Annotated in this window: 25 protein-coding genes; 19 read left to right on the top strand and 6 right to left on the bottom strand. The window is 73.4% G+C overall.

Features of this window, described 5'->3' with window-relative positions:
* The first annotated feature begins 18 nt into the window (after positions 1–18).
* The 7 genes from OG767_RS25485 to OG767_RS25455 all read left to right on the top strand — a co-directional run bounded on the left by OG767_RS25485 (position 19) and on the right by OG767_RS25455 (position 7,807).
* On the top strand, positions 19–870 hold the full coding sequence (locus tag OG767_RS25485) for a DegV family protein (RefSeq protein WP_405090835.1): 852 nt from the start codon (positions 19–21) through the stop codon (positions 868–870).
* Between the two features lie 59 nt (positions 871–929).
* Positions 930–1,706 (top strand): SDR family NAD(P)-dependent oxidoreductase, encoded by a 777-nt coding sequence (locus OG767_RS25480; RefSeq protein WP_405090834.1) that lies wholly within the window; start codon positions 930–932, stop codon positions 1,704–1,706.
* A gap of 293 nt (positions 1,707–1,999) precedes the next feature.
* Positions 2,000–2,944 carry a helix-hairpin-helix domain-containing protein gene (locus OG767_RS25475; RefSeq protein ID WP_405090833.1) on the top strand — a complete coding sequence of 315 codons (945 nt, stop codon included), beginning with the start codon at positions 2,000–2,002 and terminating at the stop codon, positions 2,942–2,944.
* The gene (locus OG767_RS25470) at positions 2,941–5,316 is read left to right on the top strand and encodes a ComEC/Rec2 family competence protein (protein WP_405090832.1); all 2,376 of its coding nucleotides are present in this window, start codon (positions 2,941–2,943) and stop codon (positions 5,314–5,316) included. Before OG767_RS25475 ends, OG767_RS25470 begins: the two co-directional genes overlap by 4 nt.
* A gap of 212 nt (positions 5,317–5,528) precedes the next feature.
* Positions 5,529–5,906, top strand: coding sequence for a hypothetical protein (locus OG767_RS25465; RefSeq protein WP_405090831.1), 378 nt, complete (start codon positions 5,529–5,531; stop codon positions 5,904–5,906).
* Between the two features lie 423 nt (positions 5,907–6,329).
* Positions 6,330–7,310: a DNA polymerase III subunit delta gene (gene holA, locus OG767_RS25460; protein WP_405090830.1), complete on the top strand. Its 981-nt coding sequence runs from the start codon at positions 6,330–6,332 to the stop codon at positions 7,308–7,310.
* On the top strand, positions 7,307–7,807 hold the full coding sequence (locus tag OG767_RS25455; RefSeq protein WP_405090829.1) for a hypothetical protein: 501 nt from the start codon (positions 7,307–7,309) through the stop codon (positions 7,805–7,807). Before holA ends, OG767_RS25455 begins: the two co-directional genes overlap by 4 nt.
* A 298-nt stretch (positions 7,808–8,105) precedes the next feature.
* On the opposite strand, the gene rpsT is transcribed toward OG767_RS25455, so the two are convergent.
* Both rpsT and OG767_RS25445 read right to left on the bottom strand, forming a co-directional pair.
* On the bottom strand, positions 8,106–8,372 hold the full coding sequence (gene rpsT, locus OG767_RS25450) for a 30S ribosomal protein S20 (RefSeq protein WP_405090828.1): 267 nt from the start codon (positions 8,370–8,372) through the stop codon (positions 8,106–8,108).
* 129 nt (positions 8,373–8,501) lie between these two features.
* Entirely contained in the window at positions 8,502–9,545 is a 1,044-nt protein-coding gene (locus OG767_RS25445; RefSeq protein ID WP_405090827.1) for a phosphotransferase family protein, read from the bottom strand.
* 74 nt (positions 9,546–9,619) lie between these two features.
* On the opposite strand from OG767_RS25445, the gene OG767_RS25440 reads away from it, so the two are divergent.
* From OG767_RS25440 to OG767_RS25410, 7 genes are all read left to right on the top strand, one after another.
* Positions 9,620–10,156, top strand: a complete 537-nt coding sequence (locus OG767_RS25440; RefSeq protein ID WP_405090826.1) for a DUF4240 domain-containing protein — start codon at positions 9,620–9,622, stop codon at positions 10,154–10,156.
* A gap of 128 nt (positions 10,157–10,284) precedes the next feature.
* Positions 10,285–12,162 carry a translation elongation factor 4 gene (lepA, locus tag OG767_RS25435; RefSeq protein ID WP_405090825.1) on the top strand — a complete coding sequence of 626 codons (1,878 nt, stop codon included), beginning with the start codon at positions 10,285–10,287 and terminating at the stop codon, positions 12,160–12,162.
* A gap of 237 nt (positions 12,163–12,399) precedes the next feature.
* Positions 12,400–12,684 (top strand): GlsB/YeaQ/YmgE family stress response membrane protein, encoded by a 285-nt coding sequence (locus tag OG767_RS25430; protein ID WP_405090824.1) that lies wholly within the window; start codon positions 12,400–12,402, stop codon positions 12,682–12,684.
* Positions 12,685–12,943: 259 nt separating this feature from the next.
* Positions 12,944–13,228 (top strand): GlsB/YeaQ/YmgE family stress response membrane protein, encoded by a 285-nt coding sequence (locus OG767_RS25425; protein WP_405090823.1) that lies wholly within the window; start codon positions 12,944–12,946, stop codon positions 13,226–13,228.
* Between the two features lie 219 nt (positions 13,229–13,447).
* Positions 13,448–14,740, top strand: a complete 1,293-nt coding sequence (locus tag OG767_RS25420) for a sugar ABC transporter substrate-binding protein (RefSeq protein ID WP_405090822.1) — start codon at positions 13,448–13,450, stop codon at positions 14,738–14,740.
* Positions 14,737–15,726 (top strand): carbohydrate ABC transporter permease, encoded by a 990-nt coding sequence (locus OG767_RS25415; protein ID WP_281937219.1) that lies wholly within the window; start codon positions 14,737–14,739, stop codon positions 15,724–15,726. The genes OG767_RS25420 and OG767_RS25415 overlap by 4 nt, the downstream gene beginning before the upstream one ends.
* Positions 15,723–16,553, top strand: a complete 831-nt coding sequence (locus OG767_RS25410; protein WP_357300924.1) for a carbohydrate ABC transporter permease — start codon at positions 15,723–15,725, stop codon at positions 16,551–16,553. Before OG767_RS25415 ends, OG767_RS25410 begins: the two co-directional genes overlap by 4 nt.
* A gap of 93 nt (positions 16,554–16,646) precedes the next feature.
* On the opposite strand, the gene OG767_RS25405 is transcribed toward OG767_RS25410, so the two are convergent.
* Both OG767_RS25405 and OG767_RS25400 read right to left on the bottom strand, forming a co-directional pair.
* Entirely contained in the window at positions 16,647–17,507 is an 861-nt protein-coding gene (locus OG767_RS25405) for a hypothetical protein (RefSeq protein WP_405090821.1), read from the bottom strand.
* 153 nt (positions 17,508–17,660) lie between these two features.
* Positions 17,661–18,446 carry an enoyl-CoA hydratase-related protein gene (locus OG767_RS25400; RefSeq protein ID WP_405090820.1) on the bottom strand — a complete coding sequence of 262 codons (786 nt, stop codon included), beginning with the start codon at positions 18,444–18,446 and terminating at the stop codon, positions 17,661–17,663.
* A gap of 19 nt (positions 18,447–18,465) precedes the next feature.
* On the opposite strand from OG767_RS25400, the gene hemW reads away from it, so the two are divergent.
* Positions 18,466–19,689 carry a radical SAM family heme chaperone HemW gene (hemW, locus tag OG767_RS25395; protein WP_405090819.1) on the top strand — a complete coding sequence of 408 codons (1,224 nt, stop codon included), beginning with the start codon at positions 18,466–18,468 and terminating at the stop codon, positions 19,687–19,689.
* 42 nt (positions 19,690–19,731) lie between these two features.
* On the opposite strand, the gene OG767_RS25390 is transcribed toward hemW, so the two are convergent.
* Positions 19,732–20,409: a DUF4870 domain-containing protein gene (locus tag OG767_RS25390; protein ID WP_405090818.1), complete on the bottom strand. Its 678-nt coding sequence runs from the start codon at positions 20,407–20,409 to the stop codon at positions 19,732–19,734.
* A gap of 208 nt (positions 20,410–20,617) precedes the next feature.
* Between OG767_RS25390 and hrcA the strand changes: the two genes are divergently transcribed.
* From hrcA to OG767_RS25375, 3 genes are all read left to right on the top strand, one after another.
* Positions 20,618–21,643 carry a heat-inducible transcriptional repressor HrcA gene (hrcA, locus tag OG767_RS25385; protein ID WP_107155704.1) on the top strand — a complete coding sequence of 342 codons (1,026 nt, stop codon included), beginning with the start codon at positions 20,618–20,620 and terminating at the stop codon, positions 21,641–21,643.
* A 71-nt stretch (positions 21,644–21,714) separates the two neighbouring features.
* Positions 21,715–22,857 carry a molecular chaperone DnaJ gene (gene dnaJ / locus OG767_RS25380; RefSeq protein WP_405094307.1) on the top strand — a complete coding sequence of 381 codons (1,143 nt, stop codon included), beginning with the start codon at positions 21,715–21,717 and terminating at the stop codon, positions 22,855–22,857.
* Position 22,858: 1 nt separating this feature from the next.
* Positions 22,859–23,593, top strand: coding sequence for a 16S rRNA (uracil(1498)-N(3))-methyltransferase (locus OG767_RS25375; RefSeq protein WP_405090817.1), 735 nt, complete (start codon positions 22,859–22,861; stop codon positions 23,591–23,593).
* A 144-nt stretch (positions 23,594–23,737) separates the two neighbouring features.
* Here OG767_RS25375 and OG767_RS25370 read toward each other — a convergent pair whose 3' ends face one another.
* Complete coding sequence (locus tag OG767_RS25370; protein ID WP_405090816.1) at positions 23,738–24,499, bottom strand: SDR family NAD(P)-dependent oxidoreductase; 762 nt, start codon at positions 24,497–24,499, stop codon at positions 23,738–23,740.
* Between the two features lie 37 nt (positions 24,500–24,536).
* Here OG767_RS25370 and OG767_RS25365 point away from each other — a divergent pair, with 37 nt between their 5' ends.
* Positions 24,537–24,881 (top strand): histidine triad nucleotide-binding protein, encoded by a 345-nt coding sequence (locus tag OG767_RS25365; RefSeq protein ID WP_405090815.1) that lies wholly within the window; start codon positions 24,537–24,539, stop codon positions 24,879–24,881.

The following is a 24,881-nucleotide window of genomic DNA, read 5'->3' as shown; positions in this document are numbered from 1 at the left end:
TCGGCTAGCGTGCCGGTCATGCCCGTAGCGGTCGTCACCGACTCCACCGCCTACCTGCCCCCCGAGCTGGTCCGCGCGCACCGGCTCACCGTCGTCCCGCTGACCGTCGTGCTCAACGGCGCCGAAGGGCTGGAGGGCATCGAGACCTTCCCGGCGGACGCCACCCGCGCGCTGGGTGCCCGACGCGTCTCGGTGAGCACCTCCCGGCCCGCGCCGGAACAGTTCACGCAGGTCTACCGCGCGTTGCTCGCCGACGGCGCGGACGGCGTGGTCTCCGTGCACCTCTCCGCCGGGCTGTCCGGCACCGTCGACGCCGCCCGGCTCGCCGCCGCCGAGGTCGGCGACGACCGGGTCGCGGTGGTGGACAGCCGCTCCACCGGCATGGGCCTCGGCTTCCCGGCGCTCGCCGCCGCCTCGGCCGCCGCCGGGGGCGCCGACCTGACCGGGGTACGCGCGGCGGCGCTGGACGCGATCGACCGGACCACCATCTTCTTCTACGTCGACACGCTGGAGTTCATGCGTCGGGGCGGCCGGATCAACGCGGCCGAGGCGCTGCTCGGCACCGCGCTCTCGGTCAAGCCGATCATGCACATGCCGGACGGCGCGATCGTGGTGCGGGACAAGGTCCGCACCGCCAGCCGGGGCGTGGCGCGCCTGGTCGACCTGGCCGTCGAAGCGGCCGGCGACAACGACGTCGACCTCGGGGTGCACCACCTCGCCGCCCCGCAGCGCGCCGAGGCGTTGCTGACGGCGCTGACCGAGCGGCTGGGGGACCGGCTGCACGACACGTACGTCACCGAGGCCGGTGCGGTGGTCGCCGCGCACGCCGGTCCCGGGCTGGCCTGCGTGGTCGTCCACCGTCGCCCGTGACGGTCCCGGTGGCGGGCGGTCACCGGGCACGCCGCGGTCGCCCGCGCTAGGTTGGCCGGATGAACGCGCGGTCGTACGTCGTCACCGGAGGCGGTCGGGGGGTCGGTCGGGCCGTCGTCGAACGGTTGGCCGCCGACGGTGGCGCGGTGGTCGTGGTCGAACGGGACGACAGCGCGCTCGACTGGCTGGCCGGGCATCCGGCCGCCGACCGGCTGCACGCCGTCACCGGGGACGCCGCCGACGAGGCGGTCACCGGCCGGGCCGCGGACCGCGCCGAGGCGTCCGCGCCGCTGGCCGGCTGGGTGAACAACGCCGCGGTCTTCCGCGACGGCGACCTGCACCGGGTGCCCGCGACCGAGGTGTTCGACCTGATCGCGGCCAATCTGCGCCCCGCCGTGGTGGGGGCCGGCACCGCCGTACGCCGGTTCCTGGCCGCCGGGAGCGGTGGCGCGATCGTCAACGTCTCCTCCCACCAGGCCCGCCGGGCGGTGCCGGGCGCCCTGCCGTACGCCACCGCGAAGGCCGCCGTGGAGGGGCTGACCCGGGCGCTCGCGGTCGACTACGGCCGGCACGGCATCCGCAGCAACGCGGTCGCGCTCGGCTCGATCCACACCGAACGGCACGCCGCCTACCTGGCCGGGCTGGACCGGGCCGGGGTGGAGCACGTCGAGTCGGAGCTGGCCCGGCTGCACCCGGTGGGCCGGATGGGGCGTACCGGGGAGGTGGCCGACGTGGTCGCGTTCCTGCTGTCGGAGGCGGCCTCGTTCGTCAACGGTGTGACGCTGCCGGTCGACGGCGGTCGGGCCGCGCTCGGGCTGGACCCGGAGGCACGCTGACCGGCGCGCTCCTCCGGCCCGTGCTGGCCGTGAGTGACGGCGCGCGCCGGAGACACCCGTGGCTGGAACGCCACGGGTGTCTCCCGCCCGTTTTGGCAACCATGACGTTCCACCCACCGCGACGCCTCCACGCGGGCCCGCCGCGGCTGCTTCGCGTCGCGGTACGCGAGAAGGCCAGTCATCGCCAGCACATCCCCCGCATGATCAGGTGGTTGTCCACAACCGCCCTGCTGTCCACAGGCGAGGGTACGCGGGACAGCTCTCCGCCCGGCGTCGCCGCTAGCGTCCCGGCCGTGTCAGACGACGAGGAGACGACGGTACGGCGGAGGCTCGCCCGGCTGTTCACGCCGGCGGCGGGCAGGGCTGCCGTTCCGGCTCCCGCCGGCAGCGCTCCGCCGGCCGTCCGAGCGGCGGTGCCCGAGCCGCCACCGGCGTACCCGTTCGCCGAGCCGGACCGCCCCGGAGCGCGACGCGGACACCCGGCGCCCCTGTCGGGGACACCGACGACGGACGATGCGGACGGGCCCCACGAGGACAGCCCGGACCCGGAGGCCGGGCCCGGGCTGACGTCCCGGCTGCCCGGACCGGGCGCGTTCGATCCGGGCCGGCGAGGCGTCCGCGTCCTGGCCGTGGTGGCCGCGATCGTCGTCCTGGTGGCCGCCGTCTGGGCGTGGCGATCCCGGCCGAGCGCCGAACCGGTCCGGCCGGTCGAGTCGGTCGGCGAGACGCCGGCCGGGGTGGCGACGCGGGCGCCGGCCGGCGCGGCGACCGAAGCGGCCGACCCGGCGGGTCCGTCCGGCCAGGTGGTCGTCACGGTGGCCGGCAAGGTCCGCCGCCCCGGGCTGGTCCGGCTCCCGGCCGGCGCCCGGCTGGCCGACGCCCTGACGGCAGCCGGGGGAGCACTGCCCGGGATCGACGTGGCGCTGCTCAACCCCGCCCGGAAGGTCACCGACGGTGAGCTGATCCTGGTCGGCGTCACCGCCCCGCCCGGGCAGCCCGCACCCGGTCCGGCGGCCGGCGGCGGTGCGCCCGGTGGTCCGGCGGCCGGGCCGGTCAACCTGAACACCGCCACGCTGGCCCAGCTCGACGCGCTGCCCGGCGTCGGCCCGGTGCTCGCCCAGCGGATCCTCGACCACCGGGACCAGCACGGCGGGTTCCGGTCCGTGGCCGACCTGCGTCAGGTCGACGGCATCGGGGACGCCCGCTACGAGCAGCTCAAGGAACTGGTGACGGTGTGAGCACCGACGGTGGGGAGGCCGGGCCGGACCTGCGACTGGCCGGTTTCGCGGTGGCGGCCTGGCTCGCCGCGCTGGCCGGGCTGCACCTCTCCGTCCGGTGGACCGCCGGGCTGGCCGCCGTCGCCGCCACGCTCGCGCTCGTCGCGGGCCTGCACCTCGGTGGCCTGCTGGGTCACCCCGTCGGCCCGGCCCGCCGGTACGGCTGGATCGCCGTCACCGTCCTGCTCGGGGCGCTCTGCGGGGCGGCGGCCACCGGGGCGCGGGTCGCGGTCCGCGACGCCGCCCCGGTCCGCGCGCTCGTCGCCGAACGCGCCCTGGTCACCGCCGACCTGGTGGTCCGGGACGACCCCCGCCCGGTGCGCGGCGCGCCCGGCCGCGCGGCCACCCTGCTGGTCCGGGTCGATCTGGTACGCCTCACCGGCGCCGACGGCGGTCAGGTCACCGGCCCGGTGCGCGGTCTGGTGCTGGCCACCGATCCCGGCTGGCGGGGGCTGCTGCCGGGGCAGCGCGTCACCACCCGGGGACGGCTCGCCGCGCCGCGCGGCGGCGACCTGACCGCGGCGGTGCTCTCGGCCACCGGGCCGCCCACCCGGCACCGCGCCGCGTCGTGGCCGCAGCGGGCGGCCGGCGCGCTGCGGGCCGGGTTGCAGCGGGCCTGCGAGCCGTTGCCGGACGCCCCGGGTGGGCTGCTGCCCGGCCTGGTGGTGGGCGACACCAGCCGGCTGCTGCCCGAGGTGGAGGAGGACTTCCGGGCCACCGGGATGACGCACCTCAACGCGGTTTCCGGGTCCAACGTGGCCATCGTGGTGGGAGCGGTGCTGCTGCTGGCCCGCTGGGCGCGCGCCGGTCCGCGTACCGCCGTGGCGCTCTGCGGCCTGGCGCTTGTCGGCTTCGTCATCCTGGTGCGACCCTCGCCGAGCGTGGTGCGGGCCGCGGCGATGGGTGCGATCGGGCTCGCCGCGCTGGCCGCCGGCCGGCCCCGGGCCGCGCTGCCCGCCCTGGCCGCGGCGGTCGCCGGCCTGGTGCTGCTGGACCCGGATCTGGCCGGTGACCCGGGCTTCGCGCTGTCGGTCTGTGCCACCGGCGGGCTGCTGCTGCTCGCGCCGGGCTGGCGGGACGCGCTGCGTCGTCGGGGCGTACCGCCGGGGTTGGCGGAGGCACTGGCGGTGCCGGCTGCGGCGCAGCTCGCCTGCGGCCCGGTGATCGCCGCGCTGTCCGCGACCGTCAGCCTGGTGGCGGTGCCGGCGAACCTGCTGGTGGTGCCCGCCGTCGCGCCGGCCACGGTGCTGGGTGTGCTCGCCGCGGTGCTGTCGCCGGTGTGGCCGGCCGGCGCGGAGTTCCTCGCCTGGCTGGCGAGCTGGCCGGCGCGTTGGCTGGTGGCGGTGGCGACCCACGGGGCCGGGCTGCCGGCCGGGAACCTGCCCTGGCCGGGCGGGGTGACCGGCGGCCTGCTGCTGACCGCCGTGAGCGTGGCGCTGCTGCTCGCCACCCGGCGCCGTCGGGCCCGACGGCTGGTCGCGGTCGTGGCGGTCGCCGTGGTGCTGGGCGCGGTGCCGATCCGGTTGCTCGCCTCCGGGTGGCCGCCGCGCGACTGGGTGGTGGTGGCGTGCGCGGTGGGCCAGGGCGACGCCGTGGTGCTGCCGGTCACCCCCGGCCGGGTCGTGGTGGTCGACGCCGGCCCGGAGCCGTCCGGCGTGGACGCCTGCCTGCGCCGCCTCCGGGTACGCGAGGTGTCGTTGCTGGTGGTCAGCCACTTCCACGCCGACCACGTGGGCGGGGTGGCCGGGGTGTTCCGGGGCCGCCGGGTCGGCGCGGTGGTGGGCCCGCCCTGGTCCGAGCCGCCCTACGGGGTCGCCCATGTGCGCGAGGCGGCCCGTCGGGGTGGTGCGTCGCTCGCCCCGGCGTCGGCGGGTTGGCGCTGGCGGGCCGGCGCGGTGGAGCTGGTCGCGGTCGGGCCGCCGTACCCACTGCGCGGCAGCCGCTCCGACCCGAACAACAATTCCCTGGTGCTGACCGCCACGGTGGCCGGTGTGCGGATCCTGCTGGCCGGGGACGCCGAGACCGAGGAGCAGCGGGCATTGCTGGAGACGGTGCCGGCCGGCGCGTTCCGGGCGGAGGTGCTGAAGGTGGCGCATCACGGGTCCGCCTACCAGGATCCGGACTTCCTCGCCACGGTGCGCCCGGCGGTCGCGCTGGTCTGCGTCGGTGTCGACAACGACTACGGGCATCCCAACGCCGGTCTGCTGGGGCGGTTGAGCGGGGGCGGCGCGCGGGTGATGCGTACCGACACCGACGGGGACGTGGCCGTCGTGAGGGTCGGAGCCGGTCTGGCGGTGGTGGCGCGTGGCACCGGGCCGGGGCGGTCGCGCTGAGGCTCTGCGAGCCCGCACCCATGCTGACGGCCAGGCGGCCAAGACGGCCAGGCGGGGCAGATGCCCTGGTCAGAGGATATCGCCGTGAGTCGAACCTGATGAATACCGATAGATTTGTCTTATCTGGGAATTTAGGTAGTTATCTATGGATTAGATCTCCCAGAGTAGGCCACCCTGGGGCCACCGTACGGGTGACCATGTCTCGACAAGCGATGGGAATTCCAGCCATGAAGAACAAGAAGCTGATCCTCGCCAGCGCGGGGGCGGCACTGGCCGGCGGCCTCCTGCTGGCCGTACCGCTGACTGCCGCCGCCGACCCCGGCTCGACCACGGCCGCCAAGTCGGGGGTGGCGATGGCTCCTTTGTCCCAGCGGACCGGCACCTCGGTGTCGGTGTCGCCGGGGGCCAACGGGGTCGCCACCGTCACCTGCCCGGCCGGCACGATCGTGACCGGCGGTGGCGGCCAGACATCCGCCTTCGACATCTTCATCACCGACTCCTTCGCCTCCGGCAACGGCTGGGCGGTGCGCGGCAGCAACCGGGGCACGACGGTCCAGACCATCAGGGCCGTCGCCATCTGCATCGGCTAGTCGTGGCGACCATGGGCCTCGTCGACGGCGTGCCGGCCTGAGACCAGGCGAGACCTCCGGCGAGGCGTGCGGTGTCGACGCCCACGACCGGACCGGAGGTCTCCTGGTCGCTGAGGGTCCGGGAGGCTTCCCGGTCGGTGCGCGCGCTGGTCGATCCGGTCGAGCGTGCGGTGCTGCTGGACGCGACAGGGCCGAGCGGTACTCATCCCCCGCCGGGGTGCCGCCGCTGCAAGGCCGTCCGGGCCGGCGCCGGTCTGCCGGGTGGTGGTGCGCGGCTCCGAGCCGGGGCGGTCGCGCCGAAGGCGCCGAGATTCTGCGTTATAGATCAGGAATCAAGGCAAATGTCTGGATTTGCGTTGAGTGCGGGCTGGGCCGTCACAGTCCGCGATGAGCAGGCACGATCCGCCCCGAGGGCGTGCGAGTATGTGCGACGTGACCCCCGCCAGCCTGCCTCCCATTCTGCTCGTCCTCGGCGACGAGGAGCTGCTCGCCACGCGCGCGGTCTCCGACGCGGTCGCCCGGGCCCGCGCGGTGGACCCCGACGTGGACGTGCGGGAATACCAGGCCGGCTCGCTGGCGGTCGGTGAGATCGACGAGATGCTGAGCCCGTCCCTGTTCGGCGGTCGCCGGGTGCTGGTGCTCCGCTCCGGCCAGGACACCCGCAAGGACCTGTCCGCCGCGCTGCTGGCGTACGCGAAGAATCCCGACCCGGACGTGCAGCTCGTGGTGCTGCACCTGGGCGGCGCCAAGGGGAAGGCGTTCGCCGACGGCCTGCGGTCGGCGGGCGCGACCGTGGTGCCGGCGGGCAAGCTCAAGGGGCACCGTGAGCGGGTCGCCTTCGTCCGGGACGAGATCCGCCGCCATGGCGGGAAGTGTGCCGAGGACGCGGCCGAGGCGCTGATCGCGGCCGTCGGCAACGACCTGCGTGAGCTGGCCGCCGCCTGCTCGCAACTCGTCGCCGACACCGACGGTCGGATCGACGCCGAGACGGTCGCCCGCTACTACCGGGGCCGGGTCGAGGTGACCGGCTTCACCGTGGCCGACGCGACGATGGTCGGTGACGTTCCCGGTGCCCTGGAGGCGCTGCGCTGGGCGCTGCACGTCGGGGTCGATCCGGTACCCATCGCGGACGCGCTCGCCGACGGCGTGCGGACCGTGGCCCGGGTCGCCTCGGCCGGGCGGGGCAGCGCCTATCAGCTCGCCAGTAGCCTGGGCATGCCGGCGTGGAAGATCGAGCGGGCGCAACGCCAGGGTCGGGGCTGGACGCCGGAGGGCCTGGTCGCGGCGATGCGGGCCGCCGCCGAGTGCAACGCGGCCGTCAAGGGCGGCGCCGACGACCGGGCGTACGCGTTGGAGCGGGCCGTCTTCTCGGTGGCCGCCGCCCGGCAGGGCGGCGCCCGGTGACCCGAGCGTGGTCGACCGTGCCGACGGACGAGGACCGTTACCGGCCCCTCTACGCCCGGGTGCTCGGCCTGCGCTTCGTCAACCCGGGCGGGGTGCTCTGCTTCCTCTTCTTCGAGGGCGCGGTGGCGCTGGCCGTGCTGCTCTCGCTCGCCGAGTTGGTGAGCTGGTGGGCGGTGCTGGTGCTGCCGACCGCCGTGGCGGTCATGGTCAAGCTCAACGACGTGGTGGCCGAGATCGTGATCCGCACCGCGGCCCAGGTGCCCGACCAGGAGCGGGACCGCTTCCGCCGGCAGATGGAGCCGGTCGTCGGGCGAGCCCGGGTGCCGGCCACGGTCCGGGCGGTGCCCGGTGGCCTGAGTCTGGCCGGCGACGGGAGTGCCACCCAATCGGCGGCTCCCTACCACCGGGCGGGGCGTTCGGCGCCGCCGCTCGACCGGCCTGAGGAGCGGGGCCGGCGGACCGCCTCCGAGATCACCTGGCCCGATCCCTTCCGCTGACCGCCGCCCGCTCCGCCCAGCCGCGCCAGTCAGTCAGCAGCGCCAGCCAGTCAGCCGCGACCGATGCGGTTCAGCCAGCCAGCCAGCCAGCCAGCCGCGCCGCGCCGCGCCAGTCGGTCGCGCCGCGCCAGTCGGTCGCGCCGCGCCAGCCAGCCGCGCCCGCCCGGGCCGCGGCCCATGCAGCCCAAGCCAGCCGGACCGCGTGCGCGCGCCCGATCCCGCCCCCGGCGGAGAAACGCGGACAGCCGGAAGCCCCGGGGCGGTGGCCCCGGGGCTTCCGGTCAGGTCTACGGTCTTGTCAGGCCGAGAACGAGGCGACGCGCTTGGCGATCGCCGACTTCCGGTTCGCCGCCTGGTTGGCGTGAATGACACCCTTGCTGGCGGCCTTGTCCAGCTTCCGGGTGGCCTCCTGCATGAGCACGGAGGCCTTCTCGGTGTCGCCCGCCTCGGCAGCCTCGTGGAACTTGCGGATGGCGGTCTTCAGCGACGACTTGACCGACTTGTTACGCAGCCGGCGCTTCTCGTTCTGCCGGTTGCGCTTGATCTGGGACTTGATGTTCGCCACGCGACAGCCTCGTCTTGATAGCTCGGGTTGGTCAGCTTGCGTACGCGACGAGCATGCGTCATCGCCGCGCGAATGGTCAGGCTACCAGGTCGTTCCCGGACGAGCCAAAACGCCTCCCGAACGCACCGGTCAGCAGGGGTGAGAAGGGGCCCCTTCTCTACCGGAAACGTTAAGAAGGGGCCCCTCCTTACCCCGGGGCCAGCCGCGGCGGGCGGTCAGCCAGCAGAGGGCCTGGGTGCCGCTCCACTGGTGGTGGGAGCGTAGGTGGGGGGAGGCGGTGGACGGGTCGGCGGCGGCGCCGGTGAGGAAGTAGCCGGCTAGTGCGGCGAGGCTCACATCGAGCGCGTCTGCGGGCGCCCCGGCGGTCGCCGGGTGGCGGGCGAAGGCGGTGTCCGCGTCGAGGCCGCTGGCGTACCCGGTGAGCAGCAGGCCGGCCAGGTCGAACCAGGCGGGCCCGTGGCAGAGCCAGGTCCAGTCGCAGAGCCAGGCGCGACCGTCGGCGTCGATCAGGAGGTTGTCCACCCGCAGGTCACCGTGGGCCAGCCCGGGAGCGGCGTCGGCATACCCGGGGAGGCGGGACTCCAGCGCGACCAGCTCCGCCAGCGGGACGCCCGCCGCCGCCGCGGGCAGCGGTTCGCGGCCGGCGGCCACCTCGCCCCACCACAGGATGTCGTCCCGGGCCAGGTCGGCCAGGCGCGGCAGCCCGAGCGCGACGAGGTCCCCGGGCGGTTCGGCGAGCGCGGCGGCCACGTCGGCGTACGTGGCGAGGGCCGCCGCCAGCTCGGCCGGGTCCCAGGGCAGCCGGGGGGTGTGCCCGTCGATCGCGTCGAGCGCGAGCGCGTACCAGCCGGACTCGGTCAACGCCCAGCGCGGCCGGGGCACCGGCAGGCCGGCGGGGAGCCGGGCCAGGATCGCGGCCTCGTGGGCGTACCAGTCGACCAGGTGCCGCTGCCCGGCCAGCGCGGCCGCCTTGACGAACACCCGGTCGCCGGTCGGGCCGGTCAGCACGGCGGCGAAGCCGCGCGTGAAGCCGCCGCCGGCCACCCGGACCTCGGCCGGTGGGCCGCCGAGCCGGGCCGTCAGCGCGTCGCGCAGCCCGTCCGGCAGGTCGGCCCAGCCGGGTCGTTCGGCCGTCTCCCCGTACGGAACGGGTGGTAGCGAGATCGCACGCACCGCTCCATGCTGCCGCACCGCCACCACCGCCGGGTGCGGACGGCGCGTCGGTGGGCTCTGCCAGACTGCCGACCATGAGGACCGAGGACTTCTGGCAGTTGATCGACCAGGCCCGGGCCAACGCCGGGGGAGAGGCCGACGCGGTCGCCGTGCGGGCGGTCGCGCTGCTCGCCGAGCGCGATCCGGAGGAGATCGTCGGGTACGCCCACCATCAGCGGCGGGTGCTCGCCGCCTCCTACCGGGTCGACCTGTGGGGCGCGGCGTACCTGATCAACGGGGGCGCCTCGGACGACGGCTTCGAATACTTCCGGGGCTGGCTGATGACGCAGGGCCGGGCCGTCTTCGCGCGGGCGGTGACCGAGCCGGATTCGCTGGCCGAGCTGCCCCGGGTCCGCTCTGCCGCGCTCAGCGGCGAGGAGTTCGAGTGCGAGCGGATGCTGTCGGTGCCCTGGGAGGCGTACCGGCAGGCCACCGCGTCCGAGTTGCCGGCCGACCGGGACCCGGTGAAGGTGCCGGACCTGAACGACTTCTGGGACTTCGACGACGAGGAGGAGGCCCGCCGCCGGCTGCCCCGGCTCGCCGCGCTCTTCGTCGAGCCGCCGGCGGAGTGACGCCCCACCGGGCGGCGGGTGGCCGGGCAGTGCCGGGGGAGCCCGGGCGCGCGCCGGACGACGTGGGAGCATAGAGGGGGCCGGCGGCGCGCCGGCCCGCTCACGTCAGCCGACCAGAACGGACCGCTGTGCCACCGAAGCTCGATCCCGGCGCGAACGCTCCTGGTGCCACCGACCCGGCGCGCATCCGGAACTTCTGCATCATCGCCCACATCGACCACGGGAAGTCGACCCTGGCCGACCGGATGCTGCAGCTCACCGGCGTGGTCGACCCCCGGCAGATGCGCGCGCAGTACCTGGACCGGATGGACATCGAGCGCGAGCGTGGCATCACCATCAAGAGCCAGGCCGTCCGGATGCCGTGGACGATCCGGGAGGGTGACCGGACCGGCGAGACCGCCGTGCTCAACATGATCGACACCCCCGGCCACGTCGACTTCACCTACGAGGTGTCCCGCTCGCTGGCCGCCTGCGAGGGCGCGGTCCTGCTTGTCGACGCCGCGCAGGGCATCGAGGCGCAGACCCTCGCGAACCTCTACCTGGCGCTCGAGAACGACCTGCGCATCATCCCGGTGCTCAACAAGATCGACCTGCCGGCCGCCCAGCCGGAGAAGTACGCCGAGGAGCTGGCGCACCTGATCGGCGGTGACCCGGCGGACTGCATCCGGGTCTCCGGTAAGACCGGTGAGGGCGTGCCGTACCTGCTCGACGAGATCGTCCGGCAGTTCGTGCCGCCGGTGGGGGAGGCCGACAGTCCGGCCCGCGCGATGATCTTCGACTCGGTGTACGACGTCTACCGCGGCGTGGTCACGTACGTCCGGGTGATCGACGGCCGCATCTCGGCCCGGGACCGGATCAAGATGATGTCCACCGGCGCGGTGCACGAGCTGCTGGAGATCGGTGTCATCTCGCCGGAGATGGTGAAGGCCGACGCGCTCGGCGTCGGCGAGGTGGGCTACCTGATCACCGGCGTGAAGGACGTCCGTCAGTCGCGGGTCGGTGACACGGTCACCATCAACGGCAACCCGGCCCGGGAGGCGCTCGGCGGCTACAAGGACCCGAAGCCGATGGTCTACTCGGGTCTCTACCCGATCGACGGCTCGGACTACCCGAACCTGCGCGAGGCGCTGGACAAGCTCAAGCTCAACGACGCGGCGCTGGTCTACGAGCCGGAGACGTCCGGCGCGCTGGGGTTCGGCTTCCGCTGCGGCTTCCTCGGCCTGCTGCACCTGGAGATCATCCGGGAGCGGCTGGAGCGGGAGTTCAACCTCGACCTGATCTCCACCGCGCCGAACGTGGTCTACCGGGCCATCACGGAGGACGCCCAGGAGATCGTGGTGACCAACCCGAGCGAGTACCCGACCGGCAAGATCGCCGAGGTGTACGAGCCGACCGTGCGGGCCACCGTGCTGACGCCGAACGACTACGTCGGCGCGGTGATGGAGCTGTGCCAGGGCCGCCGGGGCAACCTGCTCGGCATGGACTACCTCTCCGCCGACCGGGTGGAGCTGCGCTACACGCTGCCGCTGGCCGAGATCATCTACGACTTCTTCGACCAGCTCAAGAGCCGCACCAAGGGGTACGCCTCGCTCGACTACGAGACCTCCGGCGAGCAGGCGTCCGACCTGGTGAAGGTGGACATCCTGCTGCACGGTGAGCCGGTGGACGCGTTCAGCGCCATCGTGCACAAGGACAAGGCGTACAACTACGGCACCACGATCGCGGCGAAGCTGCGGTCGCTGATCCCCCGTCAGCAGTTCGAGGTGCCGATCCAGGCGGCCATCGGCAGCCGGGTGATCGCCCGGGAGACGATCCGCGCGATCCGCAAGGACGTGCTCGCCAAGTGCTACGGCGGTGACATCAGCCGGAAGCGCAAGCTGCTGGAGAAGCAGAAGGAGGGCAAGAAGCGGATGAAGATGGTGGGCCGGGTGGAGGTTCCCCAGGAGGCCTTCATCGCGGCGCTCTCGTCCGACTCCGGCGACGGCAAGCCCGCCGGCAAGAAGTAGCCCCGGCGACCCCACGAAACCGGCCGGCACCCTCCGTCGAGGGTGCCGGCCGGTTCGCGTACTCAGGAAATTTTCAGCTCGCCGGAACCGCTCCCACCTGCGGGTTTCGGGTCTTCGAGCCGCCGGGAGCCGGCGAGACGGGGATTCGGCCGGTTTCGGTTTCTGGTCGGTCGGGAACTTAGCGGTCACGACAGCAACCGCACAGAACGTGCGAAACCGCTTATAGGAGGACCGACCGTGGAGTTCACCGTCTGGGGCATCATCACCGCGCTGATCGTCGGCCTGATCGTCGGCGCGCTGGGCCGGCTGGTCGTGCCGGGCCGGCAGAACATGCCGATGTGGCTGCACATGCTGATCGGTGTGGGCGCCGCGCTGCTGGGCACGATCGTCGCCCGGGCCTCCGGCTTCGCCAACACCGCCGGCATCGACTGGCGCGAGCTGCTGCTGCAGGTGCTCTTCGCCGCCATCGCCGTGGCCCTGGTGGCCGGGGTTGGTCGTCGGCGGGGCGTCACCCACCACTGACCGCGTACCAACGCGCCTCGACGGGCGCCCGGCCGACCGGCCGGGCGCCCTTCGCCGTTCCGCATTGAAGCCGGTCGGTTCGCCGACGGCAGGGACGACGGCAGCCCTGGCCGGGCTTTAGGCGGGAAAACCCAGCTCACGGTAGGGATGAACGATTCGTCACCGGAGTCGGTTTGGATTTTTCGCCGGTCGGGAACTTACCGGTCACGACAGAAACCACACGACATCGTGTGACTCGATCTGAAGGAGGAGGGCGACCATGGAGCTCACCGTTTGGGGCATCATCACGGCGCTGGTCGTTGGTCTGATCGTCGGCGCGCTGGGCCGCCTGGTCGTGCCGGGCCGGCAGAACATGCCGATGTGGCTGCACATGCTGATCGGCGTCGGTGCCGCGCTGCTGGGCACGATCGTCGCCCGGGCCTCCGGCTTCGCCAACACCGCCGGCATCGACTGGCGCGAGCTGCTGCTGCAGGTGCTCTTCGCCGCCATCGGCGTCGCCCTGGTGGCCGGTGTCGGCCGTCGGCGTGGCGTCTCGCGCTACTGACCCCACCACGACGCTCGACGGGCGCCCGGCCACTGGCCGGGCGCCCGTCCGCGTACTCCCGCTCTGACCTGCCCGGACGGCACCCCTGCCGGCCGGGCGTTCGGCTGCGATACGGTCGCCTCGGTCGCCCGCCGGGCCCACCCCCTGTTGTAAAGGAAATTTTCCTACTAAGGTGCGGCGGAGAAGGTTAGTGCCAAACGGCCCTGAGGGAGATATGGCGTGAACAGGTGGAAGCGGCTGGCTCCGGTCACCGCCATCGTGGCGTCGGCCGCGCTGGTGCTGACCGGTTGCGGTGGCTCCGGCGACGATGACAAGGCCGCCGACAACAGCAAGCTGACGGTCTGGATGATGGGCGAGGGCGGCGACGCCCAGACCACGTTCCTCGACACGGTCGAGGCGGAGTTCAAGAAGAAGCACCCCGAGACCGACGTCGTGGTGCAGTACATTCCCTGGCTCGAGGCGCCGAAGAAGTTCCAGGCCGCGCTCGCCGGCGGGGAGGGCCCGGACGTCACCGAGCTGGGCAACACCGAGACCCAGGGCTGGGCCGCGCAGGAGGCCCTGGCCGACGTGACGGACAAGTTCAACGGCTGGTCCGAGGGCAAGGACATCCTGCCCGACCTGGTGAAGAACGCCCAGCTCGACGGCAAGCAGTACGGCGTGCCGTGGTACGCCGGCGTGCGCGCCGTCTACTACCGCACCGACTGGTTCGCCGAGGCGGGTGTGAAGCCGCCGACGAACTGGGACGAGATGGTCGCCGCCGCCAAGGCCGTCCAGGCCAAGAAGCCCGGCACCTACGGCATCGCCCTGCCCGGCAACTCCGAGCTGCCGTTCTACTCCTTCCTCTGGGGTGCCGGCGGCGAGATCGCCACCAAGGACGGCGACACCTGGAAGTCCGGCTACAACACGCCCGAGGCGCAGAAGGCGGTCAAGTTCTGGACCGACCTGGTGACCGTGCACAAGGTCGCCCCGCCGGCCGCCGCCGGCTGGAACGAGGTCGACGCCCGGACCCAGTTCGCCACCGGCAAGGCCGCCATGGCGTTCGCCGGTAGCTGGCAGGGCGGCGCGATGAAGAAGGACAACCCCGACATCGAGAAGGTCTGGGGCACGTTCCCGATCCCCGGCCCGGACGGCAAGGCCGCCCCGGCGTTCGCCGGCGGTTCCGACATCGCGGTCTGGAAGGACAGCGAGCGGCAGGCGTTGGCCTGGGACTACATGACCGTGCTGCTGAGCAAGCAGAAGGACCAGGAGTTCGCCAGCAGCCTTGGCTTCTTCCCGGTCTACCAGGACCTGGTCAGCGGCGGGAACTACGCCAACGACAAGGTGATGGCCGCGTTCGCGACCGCCATCCAGAACACCAAGCTGACCCCGCTCACCCCGAAGTGGGTCGAGGTCAGCCGCACCAAGACGGTGACCCAGGCGATGAACAGCTCGGTCATCAAGGGCCAGAAGACGGTCGAGAAGGCAACCGCCGACGCGGCCACCGAGATGGAAAGCATTCTCAACGCCAAGTGACAACGCTGACCAAGGCCACCGGCGAGGCCGCCGCGCGGGAGAACCCCGCGCGGCGGCGCCGCCGAAAGGTGGACCGCCTCCCGTACCTGTTGCTCCTGCCCTGCCTGGCGATCATCGCCGTGCTGCTGCTCTGGCCGCTCGGCCAGGTCGTGATGATGTCCTTCTACAAGCTGGACAGCGTCCGGCAGCTCCGGGGGGACCGCGAGTGGCCCTGGGTCGGCCTGGCCAACTACGCGCAGATCCTCGGCGACCCGTTCTTCCGGACCGTGCTGCGCAACACCGTGCTCTTCGCGGTCGCCAACGTGGCGCTCACCATGGTGCTCGGCACGCTGGTCGGGCTGCTGCTCAACCGGCTCGGCAAGAAGATGGCCACGTTCGTGGCGAGCTGCGTGATGCTCGCCTGGGCCACCCCGGCGCTGACCGGCACCATCGTCTGGAAGTGGATCTTCGACGACACGAGCGGCCTGGTCACCTGGCTGTTCAACAAGCTGCCCGACGGCCTCTCCACGACGCTGTTCGGGCGTAGCGACTGGACCGGCTACGGCTGGTTCAACGACCCGCTGCTGTTCTTCGGCATCCTGACGCTGGTGGTGGTCTGGCACTCGTTCCCGTTCATCGCGGTGAGCGTGCTGGCCGGGCTCAAGAGCGTGCCCACCGAGTTGCAGGAGGCGGCCCGCGTCGACGGCGCCGGGCCGTGGCGCGTCTTCTGGTCGGTCACGTTCCCGATGCTCCGGCCGGTCTTCGGCATCCTGGTGGTGCTCTCCACGATCTGGGACTTCAAGGTCTTCACCCAGCAGTTCGTGCTGGCCGGCGGCACCCAGGACCGGTCGACGTTCATGCTGTCGATCTACTCGTACGCGGAGGCGTTCTCGCCGCCGCCGAAGTACGGCCTCGGCTCGGCGATCGCCGTCATCCTCACCGTGATCCTGCTCGCGGTGACCGCCCTGTACGTCCGCATGGTGCTCAAGCAGGAGGACGAGTCGTGAAGAAGATCGCGCTCAACGGCGCCGGCCTGCTGGTCGCGCTCTTCGCCGCGTTTCCCGTCTACTGGATGATCGCGACGTCGCTGAAGCCCAACCGGGAGATCTTCTCGGCCACGCCGCGCCCGGTGCCGGCGGAGCCCACCCTGGAGCACTACCGGGAGATCCTCACCGGCAACCTGATCCCCGGCGTGACGTTCCTCGACTTCTTCCTCAACAGCGTGCTGGTCGCGGTGGCCACCGTGCTGCTGAGCGGGCTGGTCGCGCTGCTCGCCGCCACCGCGGTGGCCCGGTTCCGGTTCAAACTGCGCACCAGCTTCCTGATCCTGCTCCTGGTGGTGCAGATGATCCCGCTGGAGGCGCTTGTCATCCCGCTGTTCCTGATGATCCAGCGGCTCGGCCTCTACAACACGCTGCCCAGCCTGATCCTCACCTACCTCGGCTTCTCGCTGCCGTTCGCGGTCTGGATGCTGCGCGGCTTCGTCGCGGCGGTGCCGAAGGAACTGGAGGAGGCCGCCGCGATCGACGGGGCCAGCCGGGCGCAGACGTTCCGCAAGGTGCTGTTCCCGCTGGTCGCGCCCGGCCTGGTGGCGACCAGCATCTTCTCCTTCATCACCGCCTGGAACGAGCTGATCTTCGCGTTGACGTTCATCAACGACCAGCAGCGGTACACGCTGCCGGTGGCGATGACGTTCTTCTTCGGCCGGGACGACACCGCGTGGGGCTCGGTGATGGCCGCGTCCACGCTGTTCACGCTGCCGGTGATCATCTTCTTCCTGCTGGTCCAGCGCCGGATGGTCTCCGGGCTGGTCGCCGGCGCGGTGAAGGGCTGATCCCCGGTCGACCTCGATGACGGGCCGTCGGCGGGAAGCCGGCGGCCCATCGACGGCTCAGGTGCCAGCTCAGGTGTCGGTTCAGGTGCCAGCTCAGGTGTCGGCGAAGACCTCGGCCAGCACCTGCGTCGCCGGGTCGCCCTTCACCCGGCCCCAGGTGCCCTGCTCGGCGGTCCACTCCAGGCTGCCGAAGCGGACCCGCTTCACGCCGTTGTCGTCGGCGTGCGAGACCAGCCAGTGCGCGTAGCGCCAGCCGTCCCGGTCGTCACCGGCCGGCACGGTCAGCCCGGTCAGCGTCGTCGCCGCGGTCAGTCGGGGCAGGCCCCAGTCCAGCGTCAGACCCTCCAGCACCGCGCTGGCGGCGGCCGGGCCCCGCAGCGTCGGAGTCGAACCGACCGTGCAGGCCACCGCGCCGGTCGCCTGGCCGAGCAGCGCGCGGGTGAGGACCTCCGACTCGTCCGCCCACTTCTGGTACGCCTCGGGGTAGGCCGACCGCTGCACCCGCTGGGCGGCCTCGGTGACCCGCATCCGTTCCCAGCCCTTGACCTTCTTCAGCGCGGCGTAGAACTTCCGGGCCGCGTAGCGCGGGTCCTGGATCTCCTCCGGCGTGCCCCAGCCCTGGCTCGGGCGCTGCTGGAACAGGCCGAGCGAGTCCCGGTCGCCGTGCGCGATGTTGCGCAGGTGCGACTCCTGGTAGGCGGTCGCCAGCGCCACCACCACCGCGCGCTCGGGCATCTGGCGCTGCACGCCGATGGCGGCGATGGTGGCCGCGTTGGCCATCTGGTCGGCGCCCAGCACCACCTCACCGTCGGCCTGCACGGTGCAGGTCCGGCTGGCCAGCGGCAGCCGCAGGTGGTGACCGAACTGCTTGGTCACGAACCAGATCGCGAGCAGGGCCAGCACGCACACCACCACACCAGATGCCACGATCGCCGGTCGCGTCCGCACCCGCACCCCCTGTCCTGACAGTCCGACCAGCGTACGTCGCCCGTCCCGCTTTCCGGCTCGGCCGACCGGCCTGCTCGCCGCCGCGTCACCGCCCCGTGACGGGTCGCTGTCAAGCGGGGCCCCGCCTATACCGGAGGCGTCAACCGGGGGCCCCGCCTTCTATTCGCCGGCGGGCACCCACGCCGCCGGACGCTTCTCGCGGAACGCGAGCACCCCCTCCCGCCCCTCGTCGGAGAGGAAGTACCCGGTGGAGAGCGTCGCCAACGCGGCGATCTCCGCCCGCAGGTCGGCGGCGGCCGGCCGGCGCAGCAGCTCCTTCGCCCCGGCGAGGGCCTTCGGCGCGCCCTTCACCAGCGCCGCGCGGTAGCGCTCCACGGCGGCGTCCAGCCCGTCCGCCGGCACGGCGGCGGTGACCAGGCCGATCTCGGCGGCCCGCCGGCCGTCGAACGTCTCCCCGGTCAGGTACAGCTCGGCGGCGGCCCGCGGGCTCAGCCGGGGCAGCACGGTCGCCGAGATCACCGCCGGGATCACGCCGATCCGTACCTCGGTGAACGCGAACGTCGCCTCCTCGGCGCAGACCACCAGGTCGGCGGCGGCGATCAGGCCCAGCCCGCCGGCCCGGGCCGGCCCGGCCACCTTCGCCAGCACCGGCTTCGGGCACTCCCGCACGGCGACCAGCACGTCGCCGAGCATGCCGGCCGGCACGGTCCCGCTGGCGTACGCGGCGGCGGTCTCCTTCAGGTCGGCGCCGGAGCAGAAGACCGGGCCGGTGTGGTCCAGCACGATCGCCCGGACCGTGTCGTCGGCGACCGCCGCGGCCAGCCCGGCCAGCAGCTCGGTCATCAGCGGCGTGGAGAGCGCGTTGCGGTTGTGCGGGCTGTCCAGGGTGAGGGTGGTCACCCCACGGGCCGTGGCGACCCGTACGAGAGCGTCCGGAGAGGTCATGCCGGGCACACTAGTGGCCATGCCCGGCGTCCTTCCAGAAGGCGAACCCGTCCCGCGCGACGGGTCGCTGCCCGCCACCGCCCGCCGCGCCGTCGGCGCCCGCGGCTTCGGCGTGTACGTGCACGTCCCGTTCTGCGCCAGCCGGTGCGGTTACTGCGACTTCAACACGTACACCGCCGCGGAGCTGGGCGGCGGGGTGAGCCGGGAGACGTACGCCGACAGCGTGCTGGCCGAGCTGGCGCTCGCCGGCCGGGTGCTCGGCGACGCCCCGCCGCCCCGGGTGGACACCGTCTTCGTCGGCGGCGGCACACCCACCCTGCTGCCCGCCGACGACCTGGCCCGGATCCTGGACGCCATCGACCGCACCTGGGGGCTGGCCGCCGACGTCGAGGTGACCACCGAGGCCAACCCCGAGTCGGTCACCCCGGAGTCGCTGAAGACGCTGCGGGCGGCCGGCTACACCCGGATCTCGCTGGGCATGCAGTCCGCCGCGCCGGGCGTGCTCGCCGTGCTCGACCGGCGGCACAGCGCGGGCCGGGCCACCGCCGCCGTCGCCGAGGCCCGCGACGCCGGGTTCGACCACGTCAACCTGGACCTGATCTACGGCACGCCGGGGGAGACCGCGGACGACTTCGCCGACTCGCTGGCCCAGGTGGTCGACGCCGGCGTGGACCACGTCAGCGCGTACGCCCTGATCGTGGAGGACGGCACCCGGCTGGCCGCGCGGATGCGCCGGGGCGAGCTGCCGTACCCCTCCGACGACGTGGCGGCGGACCGCTACCTGGCCGCGGAGGCGGCGCTGCACGCGGCCGGTTTCTCCTGGTACGAGGTGTCCAACTGGGCCCGCTCCGAGGCGGCCCGGTGCCGGCACAACCTGCTCTACTGGACCGGCGCCGACTGGTGGGGCCTGGGCCCGGGGGCGCACAGCCACGTCGGCGGCGTGCGCTGGTGGAACGTCAAGCACCCGGCCGGGTACGCGGAGCGGCTGGCCGACGGCGCCTCGCCGGCGCTGGCCCGGGAACGGCTCACCGCTGACGAACAGCACATGGAGGACGTGATGCTGCGGTTGCGGCTGGCGTCCGGGCTGCCGCTGGACGTGCTGGACGAAGCCGGCCGGGCCGGTGCCGAGCGGGCCCGGACCGGCGGGCTGCTGGACGCCGACGCGTACGCGGACGGTCGTGCCGTGCTCACGCTGCGCGGTCGCCTGCTGGCCGACGGCGTGGTCCGCGACCTGCTGCCCTGACCGGTCCGGCCGGCCCCGCCGCGCGGGACCGGCCGGCGACTGTCACTTGATCAGGCTGGCCGACATCGGGTAGCGGTAGAGCTGCCCCTCGTTGGCCTTCACGCCGCCCAGGATGCCGAAGATGATGCCGACGATCATGGCGCCGAAGCCGACCACCAGGCCGATCAGGATGCAGGTGAGGATCCAGCCGACCAGCGCGATGATCGACCAGATGAGCTGGAAGTTCAGCGCGGCGACCGCGTGCGCCCGCACGGTCGGGGACTGGTTGCCCCGGGCCAGCAGCGCCACCAGCGGCGCGATCCAGCCCAGCACGCCGCCGCCGATCAGCATCCCGGCCGCGCCGCCGAAGTGCGCCACCAGGGCCCAGGTCTTGTCGTCGTTGTTGGCGTAGCCGGCCGGCGGGCCGTAGGAGCCGCCGGCGGGGTAGCCGCCGCCCGGCGCGCCGTAGCCCGGGGCGCCACCGCCGGGCGCGCCGTAGCCCGGCGTGTCACCACCGGGTGGGGGATAGCCACCCGGCGGGGGATAGCCACCCGGCGGAGGCTGGCCGCCCGGGGGCGGATAACCGCCGGGCGGGGGATAGCCGCCCCCACCCGGCGCCCCGGACAGTGGTGCGGTGGGGGGCTCGTCGGCCGGCGAGGAGCCGTACGGCGCCGACGGCGGGAACGGGTCGGGCTGGGGGCCGGGGTCCCCCGCTCCGGGAGGGCGAGGAGGTTCAGTCATGGACGTCACGGTAGGTCCCGGGGGCAAGCGGCACCAGGGCTGTTCGGCCCGACGCGCCGCCCGGACACGACGGACCGCACCCGGGGTGCGGCGCTGATCATCGCGCCGACGGGGGTGCCGACGTAGACTGGCACTCGCTACAGTCGAGTGCCAGTCGCCCGGCGGATGCCGCGCGTCGCCCGGCCGAGGTGCGTCAGGAGGTGGGGAGATGGGTCTCGACGACCGCAAGCTCGCCGTGCTGCGCGCCATCGTCGAGGACTACGTGGCCACGCAGGAGCCGGTGGGCAGCAAGGCCCTGGTCGAGCGGCACCAGCTCGGCGTCTCACCGGCGACCGTGCGCAACGACATGGCGGTGCTGGAGGAGGAGGGCTACATCCGGCAGCCGCACACCAGCGCCGGCCGGGTGCCCACCGACCGCGGCTACCGCCTCTTCGTCGACCGGCTCTCCCGGGTCAAGCCGCTCAGCCCGGCCGAGCGTCGGGCGATCGAGCGCTTCCTGGTCGGCGCCGTCGACCTCGACGACGTGGTGCACCGCACGGTCCGGCTGCTGGCCCAGCTCACCCGGCAGGTGGCCGTGGTGCAGTACCCGAGCCTGGCCCGCTCCAAGGTGCGCCACCTGGAGCTGGTGCCGATCTCCACCACCCGGCTGATGGTCGTCATGATCGCCGACACCGGGCGGGTCGAGCAGCGGCTGGTCGAGCTGCCCGCCCCGGTCCCCGCCGAACACGTGACCGACCTGCGCCGGCTGGTCAACGAGAAGCTGGTCGGCAGCCAGCTCGCCGAGACGCCCCCGTTGGTGCAGGCGCTTGTCGAGGAGTCCGCGCCGCACCTGCGCCCGGCCATGACCACGCTCTCCACCGTGCTGCTGGAGACGCTCGTCGAGCGGCACGAGGAACGGATCGCCCTGGCCGGCACCGCCAACCTCACCCGGGGCGGCCTGCTCGACTTCCAGGGCTCGCTGCGCCCCATCCTCGAGGCGCTCGAAGAGGAGGTCGTGCTGCTCAAGCTGATCGGCGAGACCGAGCCGAGCAACACCACCCGGGTGCTCATCGGCGACGAGAACGAGATCGACAATCTCCGGGCCGCGTCGGTGGTCAGCACCGGTTACGGCCCGGGTGCCACGATCGTCGGTGGGCTCGGTGTGCTCGGGCCCACCCGGATGGACTACCCCGGCAATATCGCCATGGTGAGGGCCGTGGCACGCTACGTGGGCGAACTGCTGGCCCAGAACTGACCAGTCAGGGCCGACGGCCGGGAACGGCCGGCGACCGGCGACGCGAGACGAACATGAGGACACCGAACGCAGTGGCCAGGGACTACTACGGCATTCTCGGCGTGAGCCGGGACGCCTCCGACGATGACATCAAGCGTGCCTACCGGAAGTTGGCGCGGCAGTACCACCCGGACGTCAATCCGGACCCGGAGGCACAGGAGAAGTTCAAGGACATCAACGCCGCGTACGAGGTCCTCTCGGACGACCGGAAACGGCAGATCGTCGACCTGGGTGGCGACCCGCTCGCCCCGGGCGGCGGGGGCGCGGGCGCGGGTGGCCCGGGCGGCGCCGGCCCGTTCGTCGGCTTCCAGGACATCATGGACGCGTTCTTCGGCGGCGCGGCGGGCGGCAGCCGGGGTCCCCGGCCGCGTACCCGGCCGGGCGCCGACGCGATCCTGCGGCTGGAGCTGGACCTCAACGAGACCGCGTTCGGCGTCGAGGCGCCGATCACTGTCGACACCGCGGTGCTCTGCACCACCTGCTCCGGCGCCGGCACCGCCGCCGGCACCCACCTGGCCACCTGCGAGGCGTGCGGCGGCCGCGGCGAGGTGCAGTCGGTGCAGCGGACGTTCCTCGGTCAGGTGGTCTCCGCCCGGCCGTGCACCGTCTGCCAGGGCTACGGCACCACGATCCCGCACCCCTGCCCGACCTGCGCCGGTGACGGGCGGGTGCGGACCCGCCGCTCGCTGACCGTCAAGATCCCGGCCGGCGTCGAGGACGGCATGCGGATCCGGCTGGCCCAGCAGGGCGAGGTCGGCCCGGGTGGCGGCACCGCCGGCGACCTCTACGTCGAGATCCACGAGCGGACCCACGACGTCTACTCCCGCAAGGGTGACGACCTGCACTGCCGGGTCACGGTGCCGATGACCGCCGCCGCGCTCGGCACCCGGCTGACCATCAAGACGCTGGACAGCGAGGAGACCGTCGACGTGAAGGCCGGCACCCAGCCGGGCAGCACGCTGCGGCTGCGGGCCCGCGGCGTGCCGCACCTGCGCGGCACCGGCCGGGGTGACCTCTACGTCCACCTGGACGTGCGGACCCCGACCAAGCTCGACGCCGACCAGGAGCGGATGCTGCGCGACTTCGCCAAGACCCGCGGCGAGGAGGTCGCCGAGCTGACCAAGCAGGGCGGCTTCTTCTCCCGGATGCGCGACGCCTTCAACGGGCACCCCTGACGTGTCGGCGCCGCTGTTCCTGGTCGAGGCGCTGCCCACCGGCGACACGGTGACGCTGGACGGCCCGGAGGGCCACCACGCGGCCACCGTGCAGCGGCTGCGCGTCGGCGAGGAGCTGCTGCTCGCCGACGGCCGGGGCGGCACGGCCGCCGCCGTCGTCACCGCCGTCGGCCGGGGCACGCTCGACGCGCGGATCACCTCCCGGGGGTACGCCGATGCGTGCGTCCCCCGGCTGGTGGTGGTGCAGGGGATCGCCAAGGGCGAGCGGGGTGAGCTGGCCGTGCAGGCGATGACCGAGGTCGGGGTGGACGAGATCGTGCCCTGGGCGGCGTCCCGCTCGGTCGCCCAGTGGCGCGGCGACCGGGGCGTCCGGGCCCGGGAGAAGTGGGCGGCCACCGCCCGGGAGGCCGCCAAGCAGGCCCGCCGCCCGTGGCTGCCGGTGGTGGCCGGCGCCCCGGACGAGTCCACCGCCACGGTGGCCCGCCGGATCGCCGGCGCCGACGCCGCCTTCGTGCTGCACGAGGAGGCCGACGAGCGGCTGACCACTGTCGCGCTGCCGTCGACCGGCGAGATCGTCCTGGTGGTCGGCCCCGAGGGCGGCATCGCCGAGCCGGAGCTGGCCGCGTTCCGCGAGGCCGGTGCCCGCCCGGTCCGCCTGGGCCCCTCCGTCCTGCGCACCTCCACCGCCGGCGTAGCCGCCCTCGCCGTCCTCTCCACCCGCCTCCCCCGCTGGTAACCCCCACCCTCCCCCCACCCCACCCCCCACCCCTCGTGCCGCGCAGTTTCACGGAAAGAGGGGCTATTCGCGGCGGGATAGGCACTCTTTCCGTGAAACTGCACCCCGGTGGGGGTGGGGGGGGTGGGGGTGGGGTGGGGGGCGTCAGGTGCGGAGGTAGGAGGCGCCGTTCAGGTCGACGATGGTGCCGGACGCCCACTCCGCCTCCGGGCTGGCCAGCCAGTGGACGGCGGCGGCGATCTCCTCGGGGCGGGCCACCCGGTGGAACGGGGACTGCGCCCGCACGGCCTCGCCGCGCTCGCTCTTGAGGTGCTCGTTGGTCATGTCGGTCTCGACGAAGCCCGGGGCCACGCAGGCCACCCCGATGCCGTACGGCGCCAGCGCCACCGCGAGCGACTGGGCCATCGCGTTCATCCCCGCCTTGCTGGCCCCGTACGCCGGATTGGCCGGTTCGCCCCGGAACGCGCCCCGGGAGGAGACGTTCACGATCCGACCGCCCCGCTCCCGCATGTGCTGGGCGGCGCACCAGGCGGCGTTGGCGGCGCCGAGCAGGTTGGTGTCCAGCACCTCGCGCCAGCGCGCCCGCCACTGCTCGTAGCTGGTGTCGAAGACCGGGTGCGGCGGATCGGCCGGCCCGAACACGCCGGCGTTGTTGACCAGCACGTCGAGGCCGCCGAGCAGCCGGGCCGCCTCGTCCACCATGGCCCGTACGGCGTCCGGGTCCGCCAGGTCGGCGCGGACCACCACGTGGCCGTCGCCGGGCAGTTCGGCGCGCAACGCCTCGGCCAGCCCGGCCGAGTCCCGATGGTGGACCGCCACCCGGTCGCCGCCGGCCGCGAACGCCCGCGCCACCGCCCGCCCGATGCCCCGCGAGGCCCCCGTCACCAGCACCGCCCGTCCCGCCATGTCGGCCATCCTGCCGTACGTTCCCTACACTGCTGCGATGGACTGTCTGTTCTGCCGGATCGTCGCCGGGGAGATCCCCGCCACCATCGTCCGTGAGACCGCCACCACCCTCGCCTTCCGGGACATCGACCCGAAGGCCCCCACCCACGTGCTGGTGATCCCGAAGGAGCACTACGCGGACGTGGCCACCCTCGCCCAGGGCGACCCCACGTTGGCCGGTGAGCTGCTCCACACCGCCGCCCTGGTGGCCGAGGAGGAGGGCCTGACCGTGGACGGGTTCCGCCTCATGTTCAACACCGGCCCGTACGGCGGCCAGGAGGTCTTCCACGTGCACGCCCACCTGCTGGGTGGCGCGCCACTCGGCCCGATGCTCTGCCGCTGA

Source organism: Micromonospora sp. NBC_01392 (assembly GCF_045040125.1).
In the GTDB taxonomy this organism is placed as follows: Bacteria; Actinomycetota; Actinomycetes; order Mycobacteriales; family Micromonosporaceae; genus Micromonospora.
This window is presented reverse-complemented; position numbering and strand designations above follow the sequence as displayed.

What these genes read in the sequence shown, in the direction of transcription:
- OG767_RS25485 (WP_405090835.1), top strand. Translation starts at nt 19, where the DNA reads ATGCCCGTAGCGGTCGTCACCGACTCCACCGCCTACCTGCCCCCCGAG.
- OG767_RS25480 (WP_405090834.1), top strand. Translation starts at nt 930, where the DNA reads ATGAACGCGCGGTCGTACGTCGTCACCGGAGGCGGTCGGGGGGTCGGT.
- OG767_RS25465 (WP_405090831.1), top strand. Translation starts at nt 5,529, where the DNA reads ATGGGAATTCCAGCCATGAAGAACAAGAAGCTGATCCTCGCCAGCGCG.
- holA (WP_405090830.1), top strand. Translation starts at nt 6,330, where the DNA reads ATGTGCGACGTGACCCCCGCCAGCCTGCCTCCCATTCTGCTCGTCCTC.
- OG767_RS25440 (WP_405090826.1), top strand. Translation starts at nt 9,620, where the DNA reads ATGAGGACCGAGGACTTCTGGCAGTTGATCGACCAGGCCCGGGCCAAC.
- OG767_RS25425 (WP_405090823.1), top strand. Translation starts at nt 12,944, where the DNA reads ATGGAGCTCACCGTTTGGGGCATCATCACGGCGCTGGTCGTTGGTCTG.
- OG767_RS25400 (WP_405090820.1), bottom strand. Translation starts at nt 18,446, where the DNA reads ATGACCTCTCCGGACGCTCTCGTACGGGTCGCCACGGCCCGTGGGGTG.
- hemW (WP_405090819.1), top strand. Translation starts at nt 18,466, where the DNA reads ATGCCCGGCGTCCTTCCAGAAGGCGAACCCGTCCCGCGCGACGGGTCG.
- OG767_RS25390 (WP_405090818.1), bottom strand. Translation starts at nt 20,409, where the DNA reads ATGACTGAACCTCCTCGCCCTCCCGGAGCGGGGGACCCCGGCCCCCAG.
- hrcA (WP_107155704.1), top strand. Translation starts at nt 20,618, where the DNA reads ATGGGTCTCGACGACCGCAAGCTCGCCGTGCTGCGCGCCATCGTCGAG.
- OG767_RS25370 (WP_405090816.1), bottom strand. Translation starts at nt 24,499, where the DNA reads ATGGCGGGACGGGCGGTGCTGGTGACGGGGGCCTCGCGGGGCATCGGG.
- OG767_RS25365 (WP_405090815.1), top strand. Translation starts at nt 24,537, where the DNA reads ATGGACTGTCTGTTCTGCCGGATCGTCGCCGGGGAGATCCCCGCCACC.